The organism is Brachybacterium rhamnosum (genome assembly GCF_039526185.1).
GTDB classification, from domain to species: Bacteria; Actinomycetota; Actinomycetes; order Actinomycetales; family Dermabacteraceae; genus Brachybacterium; species Brachybacterium rhamnosum.
On record NZ_BAAAIS010000002.1, the window covers coordinates 182565 to 205563 of the forward strand.

The 22999-nt window shown below is 75.1% G+C and carries 20 protein-coding genes; 3 read left to right on the forward strand and 17 right to left on the reverse strand.

All coding sequences use genetic code 11. From position 1 onward, the window contains the following. Positions 1–53 precede the first annotated feature (53 nt). Positions 54–974: a hypothetical protein gene (locus ABD080_RS02710; RefSeq protein ID WP_343903567.1), complete on the forward strand. Its 921-nt coding sequence runs from the start codon at positions 54–56 to the stop codon at positions 972–974. A 19-nt stretch (positions 975–993) separates the two neighbouring features. Here the strand turns inward: ABD080_RS02710 and ABD080_RS02715 are convergent, their stop codons facing one another. The 6 genes from ABD080_RS02715 to ABD080_RS02740 all read right to left on the reverse strand — a co-directional run bounded on the left by ABD080_RS02715 (position 994) and on the right by ABD080_RS02740 (position 7066). Next, the gene (locus tag ABD080_RS02715) at positions 994–2373 is read right to left on the reverse strand and encodes an 8-oxoguanine deaminase (protein ID WP_343903568.1); all 1380 of its coding nucleotides are present in this window, start codon (positions 2371–2373) and stop codon (positions 994–996) included. A 75-nt stretch (positions 2374–2448) separates the two neighbouring features. Next, a complete protein-coding gene (locus ABD080_RS02720) occupies positions 2449–3384 on the reverse strand; it encodes an FAD binding domain-containing protein (protein ID WP_343903569.1) in 936 nt (311 codons plus the stop codon). A gap of 5 nt (positions 3385–3389) precedes the next feature. After that, the gene (locus tag ABD080_RS02725; RefSeq protein ID WP_137769029.1) at positions 3390–4181 is read right to left on the reverse strand and encodes an ABC transporter permease; all 792 of its coding nucleotides are present in this window, start codon (positions 4179–4181) and stop codon (positions 3390–3392) included. Then, positions 4178–5077, reverse strand: a complete 900-nt coding sequence (locus ABD080_RS02730; protein WP_137769030.1) for an ABC transporter permease — start codon at positions 5075–5077, stop codon at positions 4178–4180. Before ABD080_RS02730 ends, ABD080_RS02725 begins: the two co-directional genes overlap by 4 nt. A gap of 44 nt (positions 5078–5121) precedes the next feature. After that, the gene (locus ABD080_RS02735; protein WP_137769031.1) at positions 5122–5946 is read right to left on the reverse strand and encodes an ABC transporter ATP-binding protein; all 825 of its coding nucleotides are present in this window, start codon (positions 5944–5946) and stop codon (positions 5122–5124) included. A 25-nt stretch (positions 5947–5971) separates the two neighbouring features. Beyond that, positions 5972–7066, reverse strand: coding sequence for an ABC transporter substrate-binding protein (locus ABD080_RS02740; RefSeq protein ID WP_343903570.1), 1095 nt, complete (start codon positions 7064–7066; stop codon positions 5972–5974). Between the two features lie 248 nt (positions 7067–7314). On the opposite strand from ABD080_RS02740, the gene ABD080_RS02745 reads away from it, so the two are divergent. Next, positions 7315–7980, forward strand: a complete 666-nt coding sequence (locus tag ABD080_RS02745) for a nucleoside deaminase (RefSeq protein ID WP_264451719.1) — start codon at positions 7315–7317, stop codon at positions 7978–7980. Here ABD080_RS02745 and ABD080_RS02750 read toward each other — a convergent pair. From ABD080_RS02750 to uraH, 5 genes are read right to left on the reverse strand one after another with little or no spacing between them, the layout of a single operon-like run. Further along, positions 7967–10849: a molybdopterin-dependent oxidoreductase gene (locus ABD080_RS02750; protein ID WP_343903571.1), complete on the reverse strand. Its 2883-nt coding sequence runs from the start codon at positions 10847–10849 to the stop codon at positions 7967–7969. The two genes, ABD080_RS02745 and ABD080_RS02750, sit on opposite strands and share 14 nt — an antisense overlap. Further along, positions 10846–12021 (reverse strand): XdhC family protein, encoded by a 1176-nt coding sequence (locus tag ABD080_RS02755; protein WP_343903572.1) that lies wholly within the window; start codon positions 12019–12021, stop codon positions 10846–10848. The genes ABD080_RS02750 and ABD080_RS02755 overlap by 4 nt, the downstream gene beginning before the upstream one ends. After that, entirely contained in the window at positions 12018–13457 is a 1440-nt protein-coding gene (gene allB, locus ABD080_RS02760) for an allantoinase AllB (RefSeq protein ID WP_343903573.1), read from the reverse strand. The genes ABD080_RS02755 and allB overlap by 4 nt, the downstream gene beginning before the upstream one ends. Positions 13458–13468: 11 nt before the next feature. Continuing rightward, on the reverse strand, positions 13469–14407 hold the full coding sequence (gene pucL, locus ABD080_RS02765) for a factor-independent urate hydroxylase (RefSeq protein ID WP_343903574.1): 939 nt from the start codon (positions 14405–14407) through the stop codon (positions 13469–13471). A gap of 1 nt (position 14408) precedes the next feature. Next, positions 14409–14735, reverse strand: a complete 327-nt coding sequence (gene uraH, locus ABD080_RS02770) for a hydroxyisourate hydrolase (protein ID WP_137769038.1) — start codon at positions 14733–14735, stop codon at positions 14409–14411. Between the two features lie 255 nt (positions 14736–14990). Here uraH and ABD080_RS02775 point away from each other — a divergent pair, with 255 nt between their 5' ends. After that, positions 14991–16073, forward strand: a complete 1083-nt coding sequence (locus ABD080_RS02775) for an ABC transporter substrate-binding protein (RefSeq protein WP_343903575.1) — start codon at positions 14991–14993, stop codon at positions 16071–16073. Positions 16074–16160: 87 nt separating this feature from the next. Here ABD080_RS02775 and ABD080_RS02780 read toward each other — a convergent pair whose 3' ends face one another. The 6 genes from ABD080_RS02780 to ABD080_RS02805 all read right to left on the reverse strand — a co-directional run bounded on the left by ABD080_RS02780 (position 16161) and on the right by ABD080_RS02805 (position 22938). After that, complete coding sequence (locus tag ABD080_RS02780; RefSeq protein ID WP_343903576.1) at positions 16161–17039, reverse strand: MurR/RpiR family transcriptional regulator; 879 nt, start codon at positions 17037–17039, stop codon at positions 16161–16163. Beyond that, on the reverse strand, positions 17036–18322 hold the full coding sequence (locus ABD080_RS02785) for an allantoate amidohydrolase (RefSeq protein WP_343903577.1): 1287 nt from the start codon (positions 18320–18322) through the stop codon (positions 17036–17038). The genes ABD080_RS02780 and ABD080_RS02785 overlap by 4 nt, the downstream gene beginning before the upstream one ends. Next, positions 18319–19563 carry a pyridoxal-phosphate-dependent aminotransferase family protein gene (locus tag ABD080_RS02790; RefSeq protein ID WP_343903578.1) on the reverse strand — a complete coding sequence of 415 codons (1245 nt, stop codon included), beginning with the start codon at positions 19561–19563 and terminating at the stop codon, positions 18319–18321. Before ABD080_RS02790 ends, ABD080_RS02785 begins: the two co-directional genes overlap by 4 nt. A 167-nt stretch (positions 19564–19730) precedes the next feature. Further along, a complete protein-coding gene (locus tag ABD080_RS02795; RefSeq protein WP_137769042.1) occupies positions 19731–20231 on the reverse strand; it encodes a 2-oxo-4-hydroxy-4-carboxy-5-ureidoimidazoline decarboxylase in 501 nt (166 codons plus the stop codon). Further along, a complete protein-coding gene (locus ABD080_RS02800) occupies positions 20228–21847 on the reverse strand; it encodes an AtzH-like domain-containing protein (protein ID WP_343903579.1) in 1620 nt (539 codons plus the stop codon). The genes ABD080_RS02795 and ABD080_RS02800 overlap by 4 nt, the downstream gene beginning before the upstream one ends. Continuing rightward, a complete protein-coding gene (locus ABD080_RS02805; RefSeq protein ID WP_343903580.1) occupies positions 21844–22938 on the reverse strand; it encodes an acetamidase/formamidase family protein in 1095 nt (364 codons plus the stop codon). The genes ABD080_RS02800 and ABD080_RS02805 overlap by 4 nt, the downstream gene beginning before the upstream one ends. Positions 22939–22999 lie beyond the last annotated feature (61 nt).

Below are 22999 nucleotides of genomic sequence, written 5' to 3' on the forward strand. Positions count from 1 at the left end.
TATCTCGGGACAGGCTCGACAGGAGACCTCGCTCACCGCACAGGACGAGCCCCATGAGCACCACCCAGCTGTCCCGTCGCGCCCTCGTGCGCGGCGCCGCCTGGACCCTCCCCACCGCCGTCGCCGCCACGGCCGCACCCGCCGTCGCGGCGAGCGCCGCCTGCCCCTCGACCGTCGCGATCGATGCGCTGTTCGCGGCCCGCCAGCAGGAGGTCTCCGCGTACGACGGCTGCGCCGGCACCACGCGCCCCACCTTCACGATCGGGTACGACGGCCCCGGCGGCGTGAACGGCTACCTCCAGAACGTGAACATCAACGTGCGCAACCAGAACCCCTGCGCGATCGACACGACCGCCTACCCGCTCGCCTTCCGCGTCGACATCGTCAACCTCTCCGGCCCGGACCGGAACCCCGGCGGGGCGACCACGCTCCAGCGCAGCATCACCGCGACCAACAGCGACGGCTACCTCAGCCGCCTCAGCCGGCCGGGCGTGCGGACCTCGGGCGTGAAGACGGAGAGCACCTGGGAGGCCGTGGGGTCGGAGACCGTCGCGGGCGCCTCCCGGACCGTCCACTCGGCCCGCTGGAACGTGGTGCGCGCGTGCTCGGTGAACGCCGGTGAGGACATGGACCTGCAGATCTCGTGGGCGGACGGCTGCACCTCCTCCGGGCGCCTCACGGACGCGGTGCGGCTCGTGCCGCTCAGCATGGCCGCCCCGCAGTGGGCGGAGGTCACCGACGCCTCCTCGGCCGAGTGCGCGAGCGCCTACGCGCACGACGCCGCGAAAGTGCAGCAGTGGTACGCGAACGGCGACGGGTGCAGCCCGAACATCCGCTGGGAGGTCGCGCCCTCCGTCACCACGACCCGGTTCTCGACGACCTCCGGGTACATCCGCACGCCGATCTCCTGCGGCACGGGCCTCTGGTCGAGCGAGGCGAAGGTCTTCACCCCCACGCACGACGGGATCTACTGACCCGCGCCCCTGCTCCCGCTCATCCCAGCGCCGCGGCCTGCAGCCGCACGGCGGCACGACGGTGGGCGGTGAGGACCTCTGCGAGCGCGGGCGCGACGGGCTCCCCGTCCCGCACGAGCACCCGTCCCGCGACGAGTGTGTGCCAGGCACGGGCGGGGCCCGTGCGCAGCCACCCCTCGACCGGATCGGTGAGCGCCCCGGCGAGCGCGACCGGATGCGTCTCCCACACGACGAGGTCGGCGCACGCCCCGGGCCTCAGGTGGCCGATCTCGTCCTCCCAGCCCAGGCAGGCGGCGCTGCCGCGGGTCGCGAGGTCCAGGGCGTCGCGGGCCCGCATCGAGGCCGGGCCGTTGCGCAGCCGCCCCAGCAGCAGCGCGTTGCGGGTCTCCATCCACATCGAGGCGCTGTCCGTGGAGGCGGAGCCGTCGCAGCCGAGCCCCACCGTCAGCCCGAGCTCCCGCCAGCGCAGCGCGTCCATGGTGCCGTGGCCGATCATCATGTTCGAGCTCGGGCACTGGGTGGCGCCCACCCCGGCACGGCCCAGGCGGGCGACCTCCTCCTCGGAGGGGTAGATGAAGTGGGCGAGCCAGGTGCGCTCCCCCGCCCAGCCCACCCGCTCGAGGTACTCGACCGGGCGGCAGCCGTAGACCTCGGCGCAGTAGTCGTCCTCGTCGTGGTCCTCCGCGAGGTGGGTGTGCAGGCGCACGCCGGTGCGCTCGGAGAGCTCCGCGGAGGAGACCATGATCCGCTCGGAGACGGAGAACGGGGAGCAGGGGGCGAGGGCGACGCGCGTCATGGCGCCGGGCGCGGGGTCGTGGTGCGCGGCGATCGCGGCCTCGGCGTCCGCCATGATCGAGTCGTGGTCCTGGACGACGGAGGCCGGGGGCAGACCGCCGTCCTCGACGGAGCGTGTCATGGAGCCGCGGGTCGCGACGAAGCGGAAGCCGAGCGTGCGTGCCGCCCGCACCTGCGCGTCGAGGAAGCCGGGGCGGGGGTGGACGTACAGGTGGTCGGAGCTCGTGGTGCAGCCGCCCATGAGCAGCTCGACGATCGCGACGTAGGTGGAGACCTCGACGTCGTCCACGTCCAGCTGCGCCCACACCGGGTACAGCGCGGTGAGCCAGTCGAAGAGGCTTCCGTTGATCGCGGGCGCGTAGGCGCGCGTGAGGTTCTGGTACATGTGGTGGTGCGTGTTGATCAGCCCTGGCGTGACGAGCCGGCCGCCGGCGTCGATGCGCGCGGCGGCGGCCGGCAGCGGGTCCGCGGGCCCGCCCACCGCCGCGACCCGGCCGTCCCGCAGGGCGATCCAGCCGCCGGGGATCTCGAGATCGCGGTCGACGACGAGGTGCGCGCCGTGCACGAGGGTGTCGCAGGGGGCGGGGACGGGGGTCGGGCTCATGATGATCCTCCTGGGACGGGGTGGTGGAGTCGCCGGGACGGGGCGCGCGATGCGCGCGGCACACGGGCCGACGACTCAGCGCAGGTGACCGCCGGGCCCCTCGAGCGGGTGCCGGGCCTCTCGCGGCGCGACGGGCGGGGCGGAGAGCTCCGCGGTGATCTCGCGGGCGAGCAGCAGGGTCATGTCGTGGCGCCAGGCGGGATGGCCGTGCACGTCGTCGTGGTACAGCCCCGGCGGGACCGCGGCCTCGACGAGCGCCTCGACCTGCTCCCCGCTCGCGCCGAGCGGCACCGTGAGCTGCACGGGACGCACGGTCGCGGCGGTGACCGTGAGCCGCAGGGACCCGTCCCCGAGGTCGCGGCCGATCAGCAGCACGCCCGAGCGGCCCAGGTTCGACAGCGACAGCCGCCGGAACGCGATGCGGGAGGCGAGCGACGCGGCCGGGACGTGGAAGGAGCGGATCAGCTCGCCGGGAGCGAGCGCGGTGCGGCCGTCCCCCACCACGAGCGCGGCGACGGGCAGCGTGCGCCGGGCGCCGCCGCGGCCCCACAGCGTCGCCGTCGCGTCGAGCCCCGTCAGCAGCGAGGTCATGGGCCCCGCCGGGAGCGCGGTCGCCACGTTCCCGCCGACGGTGGACGTGTTCCAGATCTTGAAGGAGGCGACGAAGGCGTCGCAGCAGGGGCGGATCAGCGCCGTCGCGGGCCAGCGCTCCGCGGAGGGGAAGCCGGGTCGCCGCGGCTGGTGCGCGGTGCCGGGCCGCAGCAGCGCGTAGGACGCCTCGCTCCCCGGCAGCGCGTACAGCTCGGCGATCGTGCAGGTCGCGGCGATCTCGAGGCCGTCCTCCCGCACCGTCCAGGGCTCCCATCCGGACCGGCTCAGGTCCAGGAGCCGGCGGAGGGTCGAGCTGCCGTAGGAGAACAGGACGGTGCCGCCCGCGAGCCAGGCGTCGCCGTCGGTGAACTCGTCCGGGTCCGTGGTCGCGAGGACCTGCTCGACGGTGCCGAGGTCCATCGCGCTCAGGCCGCCGTGCCCATGCGGCGCAGCACGAGCCGCTCGAGGGCGGAGACGATCCCGTACAGCAGCAGCGACGCGAGGGTCACGACCACCACGGACGCCCACACGGACTCGTAGCGGGCGCGGGAGACGTCGGAGACGATCTGGTAGCCGATGCCCTGGCCCGTCGCGAGCCACTCCGCGAGCAGGGCTCCGGTCAGGGCCCCGGGGATCGAGATCCGCAGCGCCGTGAAGAAGGCCGGCAGCGACGCGGGCAGCGCCACCTTCCGGAAGGCCGCGAGGCGGCTGCCGCCGAACACGCCCACCACGTCGAGCATCGCCGGGGAGGCGGAGCGCAGACCCAGCACGAGCGTGACCAGCGCCGGGAAGAGCACCACGATCCCGCCCATGGCGCCCACGGTCGCGGTGCCGCGGCCGAACACCAGGATGAGGATCGGCGCCATCGCGACCAGCGGCACCGAGCGCAGCAGCATGGCCAGCGGCATGAGCGCGTCCTCGACCCCGCGCACGAGGGTGAACAGGGCGGCGACGACGAGCGCCACGGCGAGGCCGCACACGAAGCCGAGAGCGGCGTCGGCGAGGGTGTGCTGGAGGTTGCCGAGAGCGGCGGCGCGGTGCTCGGCGGCGTCCTCGTCGAGCGCGAGGTACGCCCACACGTCCAGCGGTCCCTTGCCGATGAAGCTCGAGACGTCCAGCACGCGCAGACCGGCCGCCCAGACGGCGACGACGACGGCGAGCGAGACGAGGACCCCGAGCGTGGAGCGGGAGACGTCCTTGAGGGCCTGGACGGTCATGACCGTCCTCCTTCCGTGCCGGTGGACCAGGGGGTGACGACGCGCGCCACGAGCGCGAGCAGGGCGAAGGCGGCGCCGGCGAGGAGACCGCAGACGATCGCCACGCCCCACACCCGCTCGATCTCGAGGGACTGCTGGGCGTTGACCATCGCCGGGCCGAGGCCCCGGTCCACGCCGCCCACGTACTCGCCGAGCACCGCTCCCAGCAGCGCGCCGGGCGCCGCGATCCGCAGCGAGGTGAGCACGCCGGGCAGCGCGGCGACGATCTGCACCTTCCGCAGCTGGGTGAGGCGGGTGCCGCCGTAGACGGTGACGACGTCGAGGGCGGAGCGGTCCGCCGCCCGCAGGCCCATGATCGAGCCGACGAGTGTCGTGAAGAAGACCGAGAGCCCCGCGAGCACCACGGCGGTCCCCGAGGGGGCGCCGCTCTCCGGCGGGCCCAGCACGATGAAGACGATCGGGCCGATCGCGACGAGCGGCAGGCAGTAGCTGACGACGCCCAGCTGGGTGATGACCCGCTCGAGGGCGGGCACCACCATGACGAGCCCGGCGAGCAGCAGCGCGAGCGCATTCCCGCCGAGGTAGCCGAGTCCGGCCTCGGCGAGGGTGACCGAGGCGTTGCGGGCGTAGTAGACCGGTCCGTCGGCGACGAGCTGGGCGAGGATCGCCCCGGGCGTGGGGATCGCGCCGCCTCCGGCCGCACCCACCCCGGAGAGCAGGGTCGCCGCGAGGATCCACCACACGGCGAGGGTCGCGAGGACGCCGATCGCGCCGATCGCCCAGCGCGGCAGGGGCCGGCGGTCGGCGGTGCGTCCCGCGCGGCGGGAGCGGCGGCCCTCCGCGGGGCCGGCGGGCGACGCGGGCGGGGCCGGCGTCGCGGGGGTCGTGGTCGTCATGGGGTCCGTGTCCTTCCGTCGTCCGTCATCCGTCGGGCCGGCGCTCAGGCGGCCGCGGGGGCGCCGAAGAGGACCTCGGAGGCGTGGTCGCACAGGGCGTGGAACTCCGGGGTGCGCATCATCTCCGGGGTGCGCGGCCGCGGCAGGTCCACGTCGAAGACCTCGACGATGCGCCCGGGCCGGGCGCTCATCACGGCGACCTGGTCGGAGAGGAACACGGCCTCGGAGATGCCGTGGGTGACCATGAGGGTGGTCGCCGGCTTCTCCGTCCAGATCCGCAGCAGCTCGAGGTTCAGGCGCTGCCGGGTCATGTCGTCGAGGGCGCCGAACGGCTCGTCCAGCAGCAGCACCTCGGGCCGGACGACGAGCGCCCGCGCGATCGAGACCCGCTGGCGCATGCCGCCGGAGAGCTGACCGGGCTTCGCGCGCTCGAAGCCGCGCAGGCCCACGAGGTCGATGAGGTCGTCGATGTAGGGCTCGTTCTCGAGCTTCCCCGCGACCTCGAGGGCGAGGCGGATGTTCGCGCGGACGCTGCGCCAGGGCAGCAGCGCGGAGTCCTGGAAGGCGATCCCGAGGCGTGCGCTCGCCCGCAGCTGCTCGGGGCTCAGGCCGTCGACCATGGCGGTGCCGGCCGTCGGCGTCTCGAGCCCCGCGAGGATCCGCAGGATCGTGGACTTCCCGCAGCCCGAGGGGCCCAGCAGGGAGAGGAAGGAGCCGCGCTCGGTCGCGAGGTCGGTGTCCTGGAAGGCGGTGACCGCGCGGCGGCCGGAGCCGTAGGTCTTGCTCAGCCCGGAGAGGTCGATGCCGGTCGCGCCGGGGCGGGGCGCGGTCGTGCCGGCGGTGGGACGGGGGTCGATCGGCGTGCTCATGGTGGGCCTTCCGGGGAGTGCGGTGTCAGGCGGACGCGAGATCGGGCTGCGCCTCGAAGACGTCCTGCAGGAGGGTGGGGTCGAAGAAGGTGGAGGCGTCGACCTCGTGCCCGGCGAGCGCGAGCAGCTCGACGTTCTTCTGCGCGAGCTCGTCGGAGATCGTGAGCAGGCCGGACGCGGCGGTCTCGTCGCTGACGACGAGCTCGTTCTGCGCCCTCGCCTGTCGCGTCTCCTTCTCCGGGTCCAGGCCCTGGTCCTTGCCGTAGACCTCGTAGGCGAGACGGGCGGACTCCTCGGGGTCGGCGAGGGCGTCCTTCCAGCCGCGGACCTCCGCGGTGAGGAAGGCGAGGAGCTCCGCGCGGTGCTCCTCGATGTTCTCCCGGGTCGTCACGAACGCCCCGGAGACGAAGGGCAGGCCGTTCTCGGCGAAGGGGAGGTTCACGACGTCGATCCCGGCGAGGGCCACGGTGACGGCCTCGTTGGTGAGGGTGCCGATCTGGCCGTCGACCTCGCCGTTCATGAGGGGCTGCGGGTCGAACTGCACGGTGACCTTCTCGACGTCGGCCGGGTCGATGCCGTGCACCTGCAGGAGCGAGGAGAAGAGCACCTCGTTGGTGCCGGTCGCGACGCCGATCCGCTTCCCCACGAGATCCGCCGGGGAGGAGATCGGGTTCTGCGCGGTGGAGTAGATGGTGAAGGGGTTGCGCTGGAACTTCGCACCGATGAGCACGAGCGGCGCCTCCTCCTCCGCGACCATGGAGCCCGCGGCGAGCGGCGTCGTCATGCCGACGAGGGCGGAGTCGGAGAGCACCATCGCCTCGGAGGAGGTGCCGCTGGGGCCGCCGGGCACGAGCGTGACGTCGGAGAAGCCGGCCTCGGCGTAGTAGCCGCGGGAGTCCGCGAAGTACTCGCCGGCGAACTCGGTGGTGCGGATCCAGTTCTGGTTGACCGTGAGGGCGCCGAGGTCCTCGCCGGCGGCCGCGGCGGTCCCGCGGGAGCAGCCGGCGAGGGCGAGCGCGGAGGCGGCGACGGACCCGGCCAGGAGGGTGCGACGCCCCGTGAGGAGTCGGCCCGTGGCGCGGCCGGCGGCGGCGTGGGTCGGGGTGCTGAGCGGGAGCATCGGGGCCCTTTCGTCGAGGGGGCCGGGCGGCCGACGGGGCGGTCGGGGCGACCGCCGTCGAGGAGCGTCGTCCGGCGCGGCCCACGCTATGGAACGGCTGTTTCGCCAGGGGTGCGCTCCTGTTTCCGCCGCGTAAACCCCTGCCGGGGCCCCGACGCGGGAAACATCCCGGACATCTCCCGTCCCTAGCCTGGTCGCGCCCGGGAGGCTCCCCCGGGGACGTGTCGAGAACGCCGGGAGGCAGAGCCGTGGAACGACAGGATCATCAGGACCCGCAGCGCCGGACCGCGCGCGCCGCCTCCTTCGGCGTGCAGATCCCCGACTGGGTCGAGGAGGAGGTCGCCGCGCTCGGTGCGGCGCCCGCCGGCGACGGACCGGAGGCGCGGGTGACGCTCATGCGCCTGCTGAACCGCCTCGCCTCGCGGAACATGCACGAGGGCGGCGGCGGGCCGTTCTCCGCGCTCGTGCGGGACCCCGCGAGCGGGGAGATCGTCGCCGCCGGGGTGAACCGGGTGCTCGACTCGGGGCTCTCCTCGATGCACGCCGAGGTCACGACCCTGTCCCTCGCGCAGGAGCGGCGGGGCGGCTGGGACCTGGGGGCGGAGGGCTCCCCCGCGCTCGAGCTGTGGGTCAACTGGCGCCCGTGCGTCATGTGCTACGGCGCGACGATGTGGTCCGGCGTGCGGCGCCTGGTGATCGCGGGCGAGGGCCCGGAGGTCGAGGAGCTCACGGGCTTCGACGAGGGCCCCATGCCCGAGGACTGGGCGGGCCGCTTCCGCGAGCGCGGCATCGGGGTCGAGGTGGACGTGCTGCGCGACGAGGCGATCGCGGTGTTCCGCGAGTACCGCGACCTCGTCTCCCGCGGCGGCGCCACGGTCTACAACGCCCGCGGCACCGGCCTCAACGCGGGCTGAGCACCCCCGCCTCGCGCATGGCGAGGTAGAGGCGGTCGCGGCCCAGCGGCAGCGTCGTCATGCGCACGCCGATCGCGTCCCGCACCGCGTTGGCGAGGGCGGGCGCGACGGCCGTGTACGGGCTCTCGCTCATGGACTTCGCGCCGAGCGGTCCCAGGCGGTCGCTCGTGCTCGCGAAGAGCACCTCGGTGGGCGGGACGTCCGCGAGGGTGGGCACGTGGTACTGCCGCAGGATGTCGGTGCGCACACGGCCGGCGTCGTCGACGACGACCTCCTCGTACAGCGCCGCCCCGAGCGCCTGCGCGGCCCCGCCCTGCACCTGGCCGCGGCACTGCAGGGGGTTGACGACGAAGCCGGCGTCCGCCGCCTGCACGCTGCGCAGGATCCGCAGCTCGCCGGTGGCCCGGTGCACCGCGACGCGCACGCCGTGCACGTTGAAGGCGACCGAGCGGGGCGAGCCGTCCCAGTGCGCCTCCGCCTCGAGCGTGCGGCCCGCGGCGCCCGCGGAGGCGGCGAGCTCCGCCCAGGTGACGAACCGGCCGCTCGGTCGATCGCGCAGCCCCGCGGTCTCCCCCGCCCAGTCGCCCGTCGCGGGGTCCGGGCCCGCCGCGCCGCCTTCCACGGGCTCCGGGCCCGCGGTCCCGCCCGTCGCGCCCTCGCCGGCGAGCACGGCGTCCGCCTCGGCGGCGAGCACGCGCAGCAGGGCCTGCGCCGCGTGCAGCGTCGCCTTCCCCGCCACGACCGTGCCGGCGGAGCCGTAGGCGCCGGTGTCGTGGCCGACGAGAGCCGTGTCCGACTGCCGGATCCGGATCCGCTCCGGCGCGCAGCCGAGCGCGGCGGCCGCGAGCTGCACGTGCACCGTCGTGGTGCCGTTGCCGAACTCGGCCGTGCCCACGCGCACCTCGAGGGTGCCGTCGCGGTCGAGCAGGACCCGGCTGTGGGAGAAGTGCCCGCGCGGGGGCACCGTGTCCAGCATCGACAGCGCCACCCCGGTGCCGCAGGCCCACTCCGGGCCCGGCCCGTCCGCGCCCCCGTCGGCCGTGCCGGCTCTGTCGACAGGAGAGGCGAGCGCCTCCTCGACGAGGTCCAGGCACTGGTCCAGGCCGTAGCTGCCGTACTCGACGTCCGCCGCGGGGACCGGGGAGGTCGAGATCATCGGGTCCCCCTCACGGATCACGTTGAGGCGCCGGAACGCGATCGGGTCGAGGTCCAGGGCGCGGGCGAGCTCGTCCATCGCGGACTCCACCGCGAAGGCCGTCTGGCTGAGGCCGTAGCCGCGGAACGCGCCCGAGGGCACCGTGTTCGTGTAGACCACCTCGGCGTCCACCGCCTTCGCGGGGCAGCGGTAGACGGCCAGGCACTCCCCCGTGCCGTGGTACATCGTGCCGGGGCCGTGGTTGCCGTAGGCGCCCGTGTCCGAGAGCAGGCTCAGGTGCAGGGCCGTGAGGCGGCCGTCGGCGTCCGCGCCGGCCCGCACCCGGATCCGCATGGGGTGGCGCACCGAGGTCGAGGTGAACTGCTCGCTGCGCGTGTGCTCGAGCTGCACAGGACGTCCCGTGCGCAGGGTCGCGAGGGCGACGAGGTCCTCGGTGAACACCTCCTGCTTGCCGCCGAACCCGCCGCCCACGCGCGGGGCGATCACCCGCACCCGCTCCTCGGGCAGGTCCAGCAGCCGCTGCAGGGTGCGCTTGGCGAGATAGGGCACCTGGGTGCTGCTGCGCACCACGAGCGTGCCGTCCTCGTCGAGGGAGGCGATCGCGGCGTGCGTCTCGAGGCTCACGTGCTGGACCCGCTGGGTGCGGTACACGCGGTCGGTGACGACGGCGGCGCGGGCGAGGCCCTCCTCGAGGTCGCCCACCCGCGAGTGCAGCTCCGCGACGAGGTTCGTGGCGGGGTCGGCGATGCCGGAGCCCTCCCCCTTCTCCCCGTGGAGGGCGGGGCCGGTGCGGGCCAGCTCGGGGTCGGTCACCGCGGGCAGCGGCGCGTAGTCCACGACGAGGGCGCGCACGCCCGCCTCCGCGGCGGCGACCGAGTCCGCGAGCACCGCGGCGACGCGCTGTCCGACGAAGCGGACGGTGTCGTCGAGGATCCGCGTGTCCAGGGGATCGTCGGCGAGGTGCTCGTGCTGCCCGGTCGAGAAGAGGGTGCGCGGCGCATCCTCGTGGGTGAGCACCGTGTGCACCCCGGGCACGGCGAGCGCGGCGGTGGTGTCGATCGAGCGGATCCGGGCGTGGGCGTGCGGGGAGCGCAGGAGCTTCATGTGCAGCAGCCCGGGGAGGGAGCCGGGTTCGACGTCGAGCGTGTAGGGCTCGGTGCCGGTGACGACCCGGCGGGCGGCGGGGGCGCCCAGGCTGCCGCCGGCCGCGGCGCCCTCCTCGACCCGGGTGACGCCTGCGAGGGCCTCGCGGATCGAGCCGTAGCCCGTGCAGCGGCAGAGGTTGCCCTTGAGCGAGCGGGGGAGGTCCGCCCGGTCGCCCTCGGTGAGCGCGGCGGCGGTCATGATCATGCCGGAGGTGCAGAACCCGCACTGGAAGCCCTGCGCACAGCGGAACGCCGTCTGCACCGGGTGCTCGACGGGCGCCTCGGTCCCGGACGTCGCCCGAAAATCGGCGGCGGTCGCCGCGAGGCCGTTGATCGTCGTGACCTCGCGGCCCGCGGCGCGCACGGCGGGGACGACGCAGCTGTGCACGGGGCGGCCGTCCAGGTGCACGGTGCACGCGCCGCAGTCCCCGCCGTCGCAGCCCTTCTTCACCCCGAGCCGGCCCAGGTCCCGCAGGTAGGTGCGCAGGCACTGCCCGGGGCGGGGCGGGGTCGGGGCGGGTGCGCCGTCCACGACGGCCGGGTCGGGGACGACGGGGTGGCTGGTCATGCGGGGATCCTCCCGTGGAGCGGGCCGGTCGTGGAGCGGAGGGGCTGCGGGGCGGCGCGGCCGCCGCGCACGGCGACCACCTCCGCCATGACGGAGAGCGCGAACTCCGCGGGGGTCGAGCCGCCGAGGTCGAGGCCGATCGGCGAGTGCAGGCGGTCGAGGTCGGCGGGGGTCGTGCCCCGCTCGGCGAGGCGCCGCATCCGCTCCGCGTGGGTGCGGCGGGAGCCCATGGCGCCCACGTAGGCGAGGGGCAGCGTGAGGGAGAGCGCGAGCAGCGGGTCGTCGATCTTCGGGTCGTGGCCGAGGCTGCAGACCACGCTCCGGTGGTCCAGGCGGCCGGCGGCGTGCTCCGCGGCGAGGTAGCGGTGGGGCCACTGCACCTCGATGCGGTGCGCGGCGGGGAAGCGCTCGGGGGTGAGGAAGGTGGCGCGGGGGTCGCAGACGGTCGTGTCGTAGCCCAGCAGCCGCCCCTGCTCGACGAGCGCCGCGGCGTGGTCGGTGGTGCCCGCGACGACCAGCCGCGGGGCGGGACGGTGCACGGAGAGGAACAGCTCGGGCAGCCCCGTCGCGCAGAGCTCGTCGCCCCCGAGCAGACCGGTGCGTCCGGCGGCGACGCCCTCGGCGACCCGGGCGGCGAGCCGGCGCAGGGGAATCCCGTCGGCCCCGGACGCTCCCCCGCTCCCCGTGCCCGGCTCCTCCGCGAGCAGCGCGGCGAGCGGGGCGCGCCAGGCGACGGGGTCGTCCGCGGCGGGCAGCGGGAGGGCCGCCCTCCGCCCGGGGGCGTCGGTGCGCCACAGCACGGCCGCGGGAGCCTCGTCGAGCAGGGCGGCGAGCCCCGCGGCCTCGGCCCGGTCGCGGACGGGCTGGACGAGCACCTCGATGCTGCCGCCGCACATGAGGCCCACCTCCCAGGCGGTGTGGTCGGAGTAGCCGTAGCGACGGCGGTGCGGCCGTCCCTCCGCGATCACCTCGAGCGCCGTCCCGACGACGTCCGCCTCGACGCAGCCCCCGGAGAGGGAGCCGCGCACGATCCCGCCCTCGGCGACGAGCATCGAGGTGCCCACGGGCCGCGGGGCGGAGCCCTCGGCGGCGATCAGGGTCGCGAGCGCGAAGGGGCGGCCGGCGGCGAGCCACTCCTCCCCCGCGGCGGCGAGGCCCGGTCCGGCGCTCATGCCGCGGCCCCGCCCCGCCCGGTGAGGAAGCGCCCCTGCGGGACGGCGACCCGCCCGCCCTGCGCGATCACGTCGCCGCGCAGGATCGTGGTCGTGACCTCGCCGTGCAGGGCCATGCCGTCGTAGGCGGAGATCGGGTTGCGGTGGGCGAGCTCGGCGGCGCGCAGCGTGCGCGCGCTGCGCGGGTCGTGGAGCACGAGGTCGGCGTCAGCGCCCTCGGCGATCCGGCCCTTCGCGGGCAGGCCCACGAGGTCCGCGGTGGCGGTCGCCATCCAGCGGCTCACCTGCGCGATGCCCACGCCCCGCTCCTGCGCGTGCGCGGCGACCGCGGTGAAGCCGGCCTGCAGGCCGGAGATCCCTCCCCAGGCCTGTTGGAGGTCCGGGGCGCCGCGGCGCTTCTCCTCCGCGGTGGAGGGCGAGTGGTCGGTGACGACCGTGTCGATGAGGCCCTCCTGCAGACCCTGCCAGAGGGCGTCGCGGTTGCCGCTGTCGCGGATCGGCGGGCAGCACTTGTACTCCGGGGCGGCGTCCGGGATGGTCGCCGCGTCGAAGCACAGGTAGTGCGGGCAGGTCTCCACCGTGAGCGGCAGGCCCTCCGTGCGGGCGGAGGCGATGAGGTCCAGCGCGCGGGCGCTCGAGAGGTGCAGCAGGTGCGTGCGGGCGCCCGTCTCCCGGATCGCCTCGATCAGACCGGCGATCGCGGTGACCTCCGCGGCGTCGGGACGGGAGGCCACGAAGTCGGCGTAGGAGGCGGAGGGGACGGCGGGGGCCTGCGCGATCGTGCGGGCGTCCTCCGCGTGCACGATGACCAGCCCGTCGAAGCGGGCGACCTCACGCATGGCCTCCCGCAGCTGCCGCGCGTCCACGGGCGGGAACTCGTCCACGCCTGAGGGCAGCAGGAAGCACTTGAAGCCCCGCACCCCGGCGTCCCACAGGCCCTCGAGAGCGCCGGTGTTCCCGGGGACGATGCCTCCCCAGAAGCCCAGGTCCACGCGCAGCGCGTCCCGGGCAGCGGCCTGCTTCACGCGCAGCGCGGGCAGGTCCACCGTGGGCGGGACGCTGTTCAGCGGCATGTCCACGAGGGTGGTCACACCGCCGAGGGCCGCGGCGGTCGTGGCGGTCGCGAAGCCCTCCCACTCGGTGCGGCCGGGCTCGTTGATGTGCACGTGGGTGTCGACGTTCCCGGGGAGCACCCGGACCCCGTCGGGGACGCGCAGCTCCTCGCCGGGCGGGGCCGACGGGCCGACGGCCCCGCCGGTCGCGACGGTCGCGTCGGCGCCGTCGAGACGCTCGATGCGGCGGATCCGCCCGCCGTCGAGGTGCAGCACGGCGGGGACGAGCTCCCCCTCGAGCAGCACCTCCGCCGCGCGGACCGTGCGGATCGTGCGCGGGAGGGCCGGGGGCGCCGCGGGGCCCGGGAGCGCGCGGTCGGGCATCGCCGGGGCCCTCAGCAGAACCCGCCGAGCCACTCCCAGGCGGCAGGCGCCTCGGGCTCCCCGTCACGGACCACCGCCGCCTGCATGAGGCCGTAGGGGCGGTCGCCGGCGACGAACACCTCGTTGTCGTTGCCGAGCTCGAACGGGGAGAGGTCCACGAGGTAGTGGTGCTTGTTGGGCATGACCATGCGGATCTCGGCGAGCTCCGGGCGGGCGCCGAGCACGGCCTCGCCGATCGCGAAGAGGCTCTGCTGGAGGGACAGCGAGTGGGTGGCCGCGAAGGTCTCGAGCAGCAGGGCGCGCACCGCCGCGAAGGTCGCGTCGGGGTCCGCCTCCGGGTCCCGGAAGCGCCAGCGGGCCGTGACCTCGGTGGCGAGGATGCGGTCCGTGGTCTCCGGGAGGGTCGTGTAGGCGTCGCGCGGGAAGCCGTGGAACTCGCTGCCGGTGGACTTCAGCACCACGAGGTCCTTGATCCCGCCCACCACGTGCCGCTCGCCGTCCTGGACGGTCACCGCCGCGGTGCGCACCTCGGGGCCCGTGCGGACGAAGGCGTGGTCGTGCCCGGCGCCGTCCACCTCGATGCGCTCCCAGCCGTGCGCCTCCGCCTCCCAGCGGCCGCCGGTGAGCCAGCTGCCCTGGCCCATGAAGTGGTCCGCGAGCAGGCCCAGGAACTGCTCGGGCCCGGCCACGCCGTGCTTCTTGGCGAAGGCGTAGACGGTGTTCTTCTGGGTGTCCGTCGCGATCACGCGGGCGTTGTCCCCGGTGCGGTAGCAGTCCTCGAAGTCGCCGCGGAGCATCGAGGTCACGGTGAGATCGGTGAGGACGTGGCGCGGCGTGGAGCGGTCCACGTGGACCAGGCGCACACCGGCCTTCCCGTACTGGTTGGCGCCCAGGGAGATGCCGGTCGCGGCGGGGGCGGTGGTCGTGGCGGGGGCGGTGGTCTCGGTCATCTCAGCTACCTCGGTAGGTGGAATAGGCGAAGGGGCTCAGGAGCAGCGGTACGTGCAGGTGCCCCTGCTCCTCGTCGATGCGGAAGGCGACCACGACCTCCGGGTAGAAGGTCTCCTGGCCGCGGGCGGCGAAGTAGGCGCCGGTGTCGAAGCGGAGGGAGGCGGTGCCCGCGGGGAGGCGGTCGGGGCCCAGGTCCCCGATCCGGCCGTCGGCGTCGGTCGCGGCGGAGGCGATCTCGCCGCCGTCCGGGCCCCGCAGCGAGACGGCCACGCCGGCGGCGGGCCGTCCGGTGCCGGAGTCCAGCACGTGGGTGGTGACGTGGCTGATGACGACCTCCTGGATCCGACGGCGGCGACGGGGCGCGGGCCCTGCGGGCCCGGTCCGCGTCCGGTCCTCCCACGCTAGGAAGCGGGTGCGGCACCACGGTTTCCCCCGTGTAAAACGTGTGTTTCAGGGGCTCCCCCTGCAGATGTAACCGCGGCGAAACAGGCCGCGGCCCCTCTTGAAACACACGATCCCTAACCTCGGGCCCCACACCCGCCCGCGGCCCCGCGGCCCACCCACGCGAAGAAGGCGATCCTCATGGAGACCACTCCCGCCCCTGTCCCTCGCCCCTCCCGGCGCACCGCCCTCGGCGCCGCCGCCGCGTCGATCGGAGCGCTCGCCCTCGCCGCCTGCGGCGGCTCCTCGGACGCCGCCTCCGGCGCCTCCGACGGCGGCTCCGGGGACTACGGCTCCCTGGACCTGAACCTCTCGTGGATCAAGAACGCCGAGTTCGCCGGCGAGTACCTCGCGGTGGACCGCGGGTACTTCGAGAAGGCCGGGTTCTCCTCGGTGAACCTCATCGCCGGCGGCCCCAGCGGCACCTCCACCGAGACGATGGTGCTCTCCGGCTCCGCCCTCATCGGCACGTCCTCCCCGCTCGGCGTCGCCCCGCTGATCAAGGACGACGAGGCGCCGCTGAAGATCATCGGCACCACCTACCAGAAGAACCCCTTCACGATCATCTCGCTCGGCGACGCGACCCCGATCACGACCCCCGCGGACCTCGCCGGGAAGCGGATCGGCGTGCAGGCCGGCGTCAACGAGACGCTCTTCGAGGGCTTCCTCGCCGCGAACGGCATCGAGGCCTCTGCCCTCGAGATCGTGCCTGTGCAGTACGACCCGCAGCCCCTCGTCAACGGCGAGGTCGACGGCTTCTTCGGCTACCTCACCAATGAGGCGATCACCCTCGAGCTGGACGGGAAGGACGTCGTGAACCTGCCGCTCGCGGACAACGGGCTGCCGTTCATGGCCGAGAGCCTCGTCGTGACCCAGGAGAGCATCGAGACGAAGCGGGAGGAGCTCAAGGCCGTGCTGGTCGCCCTGATCCGCGGCTGGTCCGACGCCGTCGAGGACCCCGAGGAGGGCGCGCGGCTCGCCGTCGAGGACTTCGGCAAGGACCTGGGCCTGGACATGGAGAAGGAGACGCGCCAGGCGAAGGCCCAGGTGGACCTCGTCAGCACCGACGAGACCGATGCGAACGGGCTGCTGACCATGTCCCAGGACCTCATGCAGAAGAACGTCGACGCGCTCGTCACCGCCGGATTCGACCTCACCCTCGAGGACTACTTCGACACCTCGCTGCTCGAGGAGGTCTACGAGGAGAACCCCGACCTGCGCTGAGCGGTCGGCGCCCGAGGGACGACGGGCGGGGAGGGTCGACGCCCTCCCCGCCCGTCGCGGTTCCCCCACCCGTCCTCGGCGGGCCCCTCAGCGCTGCTCGAGCTCCCCGAGCTCGTCGTAGGCGGCGGTGATCCCGCGGATGCGGCGCGCGCCGTCGCTCCCCAGGAGGTTGAGCATGCCGTCGGCGAGCAGCGCGACGAGGGACATGGCCGTCGAGTAGCTGTCGAAGGCGCCGTCGGAGTCGATCGGGCACTCGATCCAGCAGTCCGCTCCGACAGCGTAGGGCCGGGCGGTGCCGTCGCCGATGAGCAGGCAGCGCGCCGGCGAGCGCTCGATCGCCGCGGCGAGGGCCGGGAACACGGCCGGCCGACGGCGGAACCCGATGAGCACGACGACGTCCTCCTCCCCGATCCCGGCGATCTCCTCCCCCACCGCCTGCCCGGGCTGCGGCGCGAGGCGCACCCCGTCCCGCGCCTGGATCAGCTGCTGGTGCAGGTGCAGGGCGACGGGGTAGCTGTTGCGCAGGCCCACGACGAGCACCCGGCGGGCGCCGGCGAGCAGCTCCGTGCCCGTCCCGAGCGCTCCCCCGCCGAGCACGGTGAGCAGCCGGTCGTGGTTCAGCCGCTCCGTGCGGACGTGGCCCTCGATGCCCGGGCGCAGTCCCCCGGCGCCCGTGCGGGACGGCGCGGCGAGCGGGGTGCCCGACTGCCGCATGGCCCGTGTGTGCTCCTTGACCTCGCGGAAGTCCGCGAAGTCGAGCTTGCGGAACAGGCGGCTCACGGTGGCCTTGGAGACGCCGGTCTCGCGGCTGATGTCCGCGGCGCTGAACACGGCGAGGTCGCCCAGGTGCTCGAGGAGGAAGTCGGAGATCCGCCTCTCCTGCGGCGTGAGCTCGCCGTAGCGCGCGTCGATGCGGGCGTCGATCCGGGGCCCGGTGTGGACGGGGGTCCCGGTCCCGGCGCTCATCGCCGGTCCCCTCCCTCGGGTGCGCCGGTCCCGGACCGCGCGACCTCGAGCACCGCCGCCTCGAGCGCCTCGAGCGCGAGGGCGACGTCCTCCGTCGTGACGGACTCGTCGGGGTGGTGGCTGATGCCGTCGGCGCAGCGCACGAACAGCATGCCCACGTCGGTGATCGCGGCGAGGGCCATCGCGTCGTGCCCGGCGCGCGAGAACAGCTCCGGCGGCTCCGGGTCCCCGGTCGCCCGGATCCCCGTGCGCACCGCGTCCATGAGCCGCGGGGCGCAGCGCACGGCGGGCGCCGCATGGATCTGCTCGACCGTGAGCTCGAGGCGGCGCCCCGCGCAGAAGCCGCGGATCCGCTCGAGGACGAGGTCGAGGACCTCGTCGCGCAGCGCATCGGTCTCCGCCCTCAGGTCCAGGGACATCTCCACGCGGCCGGGGACGACGTTGACGCCGCCGGGGAAGGTCTCCAGGCGGCCCACCGTCGCGATCGCCCCGTGCTCACGGGCGATCTGCTCGATGTCGAGCACCGCCCGGCTCGCCCCGATCAGCGCGTCGCGGCGACGCTCGTAGGGGGTGCCGCCCGCGTGGCGGGCCTCGCCGGTGACGGTGAGGGCGAAGCGGCGGGCGCCCGCGATCGACGTGACCACGCCGAGCGCCCGATCCGCCTGCTCGAGGTACGGGCCCTGCTCGATGTGCACCTCGAGATACCCGGCGAGGTCCTCGGGGCGCAGGGCCGCCTCGCCCACCCGCCCGGGGTCGAGGCCGAAGTCCCAGAAGGCCTGCTCCATCGTGGTGCCCTCGGCGTCGGCCAGGGCGAGCCATCCCGGTTCCCAGGTCCCGGCGAGCGCGCGGGACCCCAGGAGCGTCGCCCCGAAGCGGGTGCCCTCCTCGTCCGCGAAGGCGGCGACCTCGAGGGCGAAGGGCAGCTCGTGGGCGCTGTCGCGGAGCCGGGAGACGGCCTCCACGGCGAGCAGCACGCCGAGGATGCCGTCGTAGCGGCCGGCGTCGGGCACCGTGTCGAGGTGGGAGGCGAGCAGCAGGGCGGGCAGCCCGGGGCGGCTCCCCTCGAGCCGGCCCCGCCGGTTGCCGGCGGCGTCCTGCCAGGTGCGCATGCCCGCCGTGGTGACGAGCTCGGCGGCGAGCGCGTCGTGGCGGGCGTGCTCGGGGGTGAGGTACGTGCGCTCGATGCCGTCCTCGCGGGCGGAGATCGCGGCGATCCGGTCGCAGTCCGCCATGATCCGGCGGGCCGCCTCGAGCGCCTCGGCGGAGGGGGCGAGGCGGGTCATCGGGCGGCCTCCGTCGCGGCGCCGGCCGCGTCCGCGTAGACCTCCTGCGCGGCGCCCACGCCCCCGCCGCCGGTGACCGGCACGCCGCCGGCGCGCAGCACCTGCTCGAGCGCGGCGAGGGTGAGCAGCACCGCGTCCTTCCGGGCGTTGTAGCCCATGGTCCCGATGCGCCAGACCTTCCCGTGCAGGGGGCCGAAGCTCGTGCCGATCTCGATGCCGTAGTCCTCGAGCAGTGCGGTGCGGGCGGCGTCGCCGTCGACCCCCTCGGGGATGTGCACGGCGAGGACGTTGTTCATCCGGTGCTCCTGGTCGCCGAACAGCCGCAGCCCCAGCCCCTGCGCGCCCGCGGCCATGGCCCGCCCGTGCAGGTGGTGCCGGGCGACGGCGGCGTCCATGCCCTCCTCGACGAGCAGCCGGGCGCATTCGTGGGCCGCGTAGAGCATGCTCGTGGCCTCGGTGTGGTGGTTCAGCCTCGCCTCGCCCCAGTAGTCGAGGATCATCGCGAGGTCGAAGTAGTTCGAGCGGATGCGCGTGCCCCGGCCGGGGGTGCCGTCCGCGATGCCGGCCTCGACGTGGCGGCGCGAGAGCACGACCTCACGGGCGCGCGGGGAGAGTGAGAGGGGGGCGCTGCCCGACGGGCCCGCGAGGCACTTCTGCAGGCCCGCGGTGGCGGCGTCCACGCCCCACTCGTCCATCGCGAAGGTGTTGCCGCCCAGGGACGCGGTGACGTCGACGTACAGCAGCGCGTCGTGGCGGGCGCAGATCTCGCCGAGGCCCTCGAGCGGCTGGTTCATGGTGGTGGAGGTGTCGCCCTGCACGAGGGCCACGAGCCGGGGACGGACGCGGCCGACGGCCTCCTCGATCTGCTCGGGGGTGAACACGGTGCCCCAGTCGGTCCCGATCGTGTGGACCTCTGCCCCGCAGCGCTCGGCGATCTCCACGAGGAGGTGCCCGAAGCGGCCCATGATCGGCACGAGCACCCGGTCGCCGGGCTCGAGCAGGGAGACCAGGGCGGCCTCGATACCGGCCCGGGAGGTGCCGTCGACGAGGAGGGTCGCCTCGTTGCGGGTGCGCAGCACCTCGCGGTACAGCTCCATGGTCTGCGTCATCCAGGTGGTCATCGCGGGATCGAACTGGCCCACGAGGCCGGCGGACATCGCCCGCAGGACGCGGGGGTCCGCGCTGATCGGGCCGGGCCCCATCAGGAGCCGCTGGGGCGGGGTGATCGCAGGGATGCTCATCGGGGTTCCGTTCTGCGGTGGTGCCGGTGTTCCGCCCCAGTCAACGAAACAGACGTTTCACGCGTGTTTCGTCCACGGTTCCGTCCCGCGAAGATTGCCCTGCGCAGGCGTGACGCGCCGGTCCCGGCCGCGGGACGCGGGCGGAATGACCGTTCCAGCCCCGCCGCTCAGGCGGGGACGAGGGCCTCGAGGCGCAGCAGGGCGATCTGCCGCAGCTGCTCCGCGCGCTCGCTCCGCTCCTGCTCCTCGTCGAGCGCCAGGCGCCGCTCGAGCTCCGCGAGCATCTCCGCCTGCGAGCGGCCCGCGGCGCGGATGAGGAACACGGTGCCGAAGCGCCCCTCGTAGCGGGCGTTCGCGGCGACCCAGGCGCCGGGGTCCTCGACCCCGGCCTGCTCGGCGCGCGAGTGCGCGGCCTCCACCGCCGCGAGCCCCTGCGCCCGCTCCCCGATCCGCGGATGGTGCGCGAGCGCGCCGCGGACCTCCGCGGCGGTCCACTCCCCGGCGAGCGCGGAGGCCGTGCCCCGCAGCTGCTCGACGTCCGCGTAGGGGCGCCCGGCGAGGATCGCCCCGGTCCAGCGGTCGATCGGGGCGCAGGCGCGCAGCGGATCCTCGAGGTCCGCGGCGGGCGCCGTGTTGAACTGCGCGAGGGTGAGGCTGCTCGGGCTCATGGGGTCTCCTCGAGGGCGGCGGCGAGGTGGATCAGCTCCACGTCGGAGCCGGCGGGCCCCACCAGGGTGACACCGGTGGGCAGGCCCGCGGCGGTGCGCAGCGGGACGGTGACGGCGGGCAGGCCGGCGAGGCCCGCGAGGCAGGTCAGGCGCAGGGTCCGCTCGCGCTGGGCCTCGATGAGGGGGCCGCCGGCCGCGGAGTCCCGCAGCAGCGGCGCCACCGAGGAGGCCGCCGGCACCACGAGCACGCCGCCGCCGAGCCGCCCGCGCACCTCCTCCGCGGCGACGGCGCGCACCTCGCGGGCACGGCGCTCCTGCTCCGCGGTGACGGTGCGGGCGGTGCGGAAGCGGGCGGCGACGTCCGGGCCGAGATCGCCCTCATGGACGCGGACCCAGTCGCCGTGCGCCTGCCACGCCTCGCGCGCCTGGATCGTCCGGAAGGCGCCCAGCCATGCGGTGTGGGCCGCCTCGTCGATCGCGGCGGCGCGCTCCATGCGCCGGCTCCCGGCCCAGCGGCGCAGTGCCGCGTCGATCGCCTCGGCGACGTCGCCGTCGGCGAGCTCCACGAGACCGGGCACGGTGCGCAGGGCGGCGCCGGCGAGCATTCCGGCCCTCCCCGTCCCGGCCGCGGCGCCGTCGACGTCGTGCAGCAGCACGTCGGCGGCACGGGCGAGCGGCCCGGGGGTGCGCGCGAGCAGGCCCACGGTGTCGAAGCTCGGCGCGAGCGGCAGCAGCCCGTCGCGGGGGACGGCGCCGTGGGTGGTGCGGATCCCCCACAGCCCCTGGTAGGCGGCGGGGACGCGGATCGAGCCGCCCGTGTCCGTGCCGAGGCCCAGGCTCGCGTGCCCGAGGGAGACGGCGCTCGCGGAGCCGGAGGACGAGCCGCCGCTGATGCGGTGCGGGGCGCGGGGGTTCGGCGGGGTGCCGTAGTGCGTGCTGGTGCCGGCGAGGCTGTAGGCGAGCTCGTCGGTCGCGGCGATCCCGGTGACGGCGGCGCCCGCGCCCAGCAGCGCCTCGACCGCGGCGGCGTGGCGGGGCTCCGGGGAGGCCTCCGCGAGCCGGGCGGGGTTCCCGGCGCCGATCCGCTGGCCGGCGACGGCGAACAGGTCCTTGACCGCGACGGTCTCCCCCGTGAGCGGGCCGCCCTCCGTGGTGGCCGGAACGAGCGGGGTGCCCACCACCCGCCAGATCCGACGGTCCAGCGCCGGCGCCGCGACCGCCACGTGCGCGACGGCGACCTTCCAGCCGCCCTCGCTGCGCTCCCACACCTGGGTCTGCTGGCCGCGGCCCCCGCGCAGCAGCTCCGTGATCGCGACGACGACGGCGTGCCGCTCGCCGAGCGCGCGCACCTCGACGCGGACGATGCGCCGGGCCGGGGCGCCGCCGCGCCCGCCGCGGAAGGAGCTGATCGCCTCGTGCCCCACGAGCAGACCCGCCGCGTCGCCGCGGAGGGTGTCCGGGCCGGGGGCGAAGAGCGCGTCGAGGGTCGGGAGGTCGTCGGCCATGAGGGCCGTCTCGTAGGCCCAGAAGGCGTCCATGAGCCCGGGGACATCCGGGCCGTGGGGCACCGGCCGGGCCTCCGCGGCGACCGGTCCCGAGCCGCCGTCGGCGCTCATCGGCCCACTCCCGCGAGGTCCTCGATCCGGATGCGGGCGTGGACGCCCTTGACCACGTCCACCACCTGCGAGATGTCGAAGTCCGTGGCGGCGCTGAGATAGGCGTAGGCGTGCTCGGGATCGAGCCCCCAGCGGGCCCCGAGCAGGGCGATCGCCGCCCGCACGCACTCCTGGACGGCCACGTCGAGGTCCTCGTCCATGCCGGTGGGCACCAGGTACCGGGAGGTCTCGGCGAGCGGCCCGGCGAGCTCCCCGAACCGCTCGATCGCGTCCTCCCGGGCGATGACCTCGAAGCGCAGGCGGCTGCGCAGGCTCGCCTCCATCGCCGTCAGCGCGACCTCCCCGTCCCCCTGCGCGAAGTGCGGGTCGCCCACGTAGGCGAGGGCACCCTCGACCTGCACCGGCAGGTAGAGGGAGGAGCCGGCGGTGAGCAGGTTGATGTCGATGTTGCCGCCGTGGCGTCCGGGCGGCACCGAGTGCGGCCGCTCCACCTCCGCGACGGCGACGCCCATGATCCCGAGGAAGGGGCGCAGCGGGAAGCGGATCGTGCGCTCGGCCCCCTCGCGCGGGGCCATGGTGCCGAGCAGGGCGCCGTCGGCCCCCTCCTCGACCCCGGCGAAGACGCTCACCGCACCCGCGCCTCGCGGGTACTCCCCCGGCAGCGCGCCGCGTCCGTGGCGGTTGGAGACCACGCCGTAGGGGACGCGCAGCGCATGGTCCACCACGGTGATCCGCAGCAGGTCGCCGGGGAGGGCGCCGTCCACGTGGATCGGCCCGGTGACCACGTGCGGGCCGTCGCGGCCGGGGTCGCGGTCCGGGTGCCCGGCGGCGATCGCGACCGCATCCGGGAGCACCTGCTCGACGTCGACGCCGTGCGCGGCGAAGAAGCGGCGCGGGTCCCGGCCCTGGTCCTCGAGGATGCCCTCGTGGCTCACCGTGTCCAGGACCGCCTCGTCCCCGCTGCGCAGGCGCAGCACCGGGGAGTCCGCGGCGCAGGGCAACCGGCCCCACAGGCTCGTGGTCTCCTCCGCGGGGAGATAGGCGATGCCGTCCGGCAGGTCCTCGCCGGGGCGCAGGATGGGTGTCCGCATGGGTCCTCCTCGGGTCGACGCTCACCCTAGGGACGTGCTTTTACGTGCTTGTTACACGCCC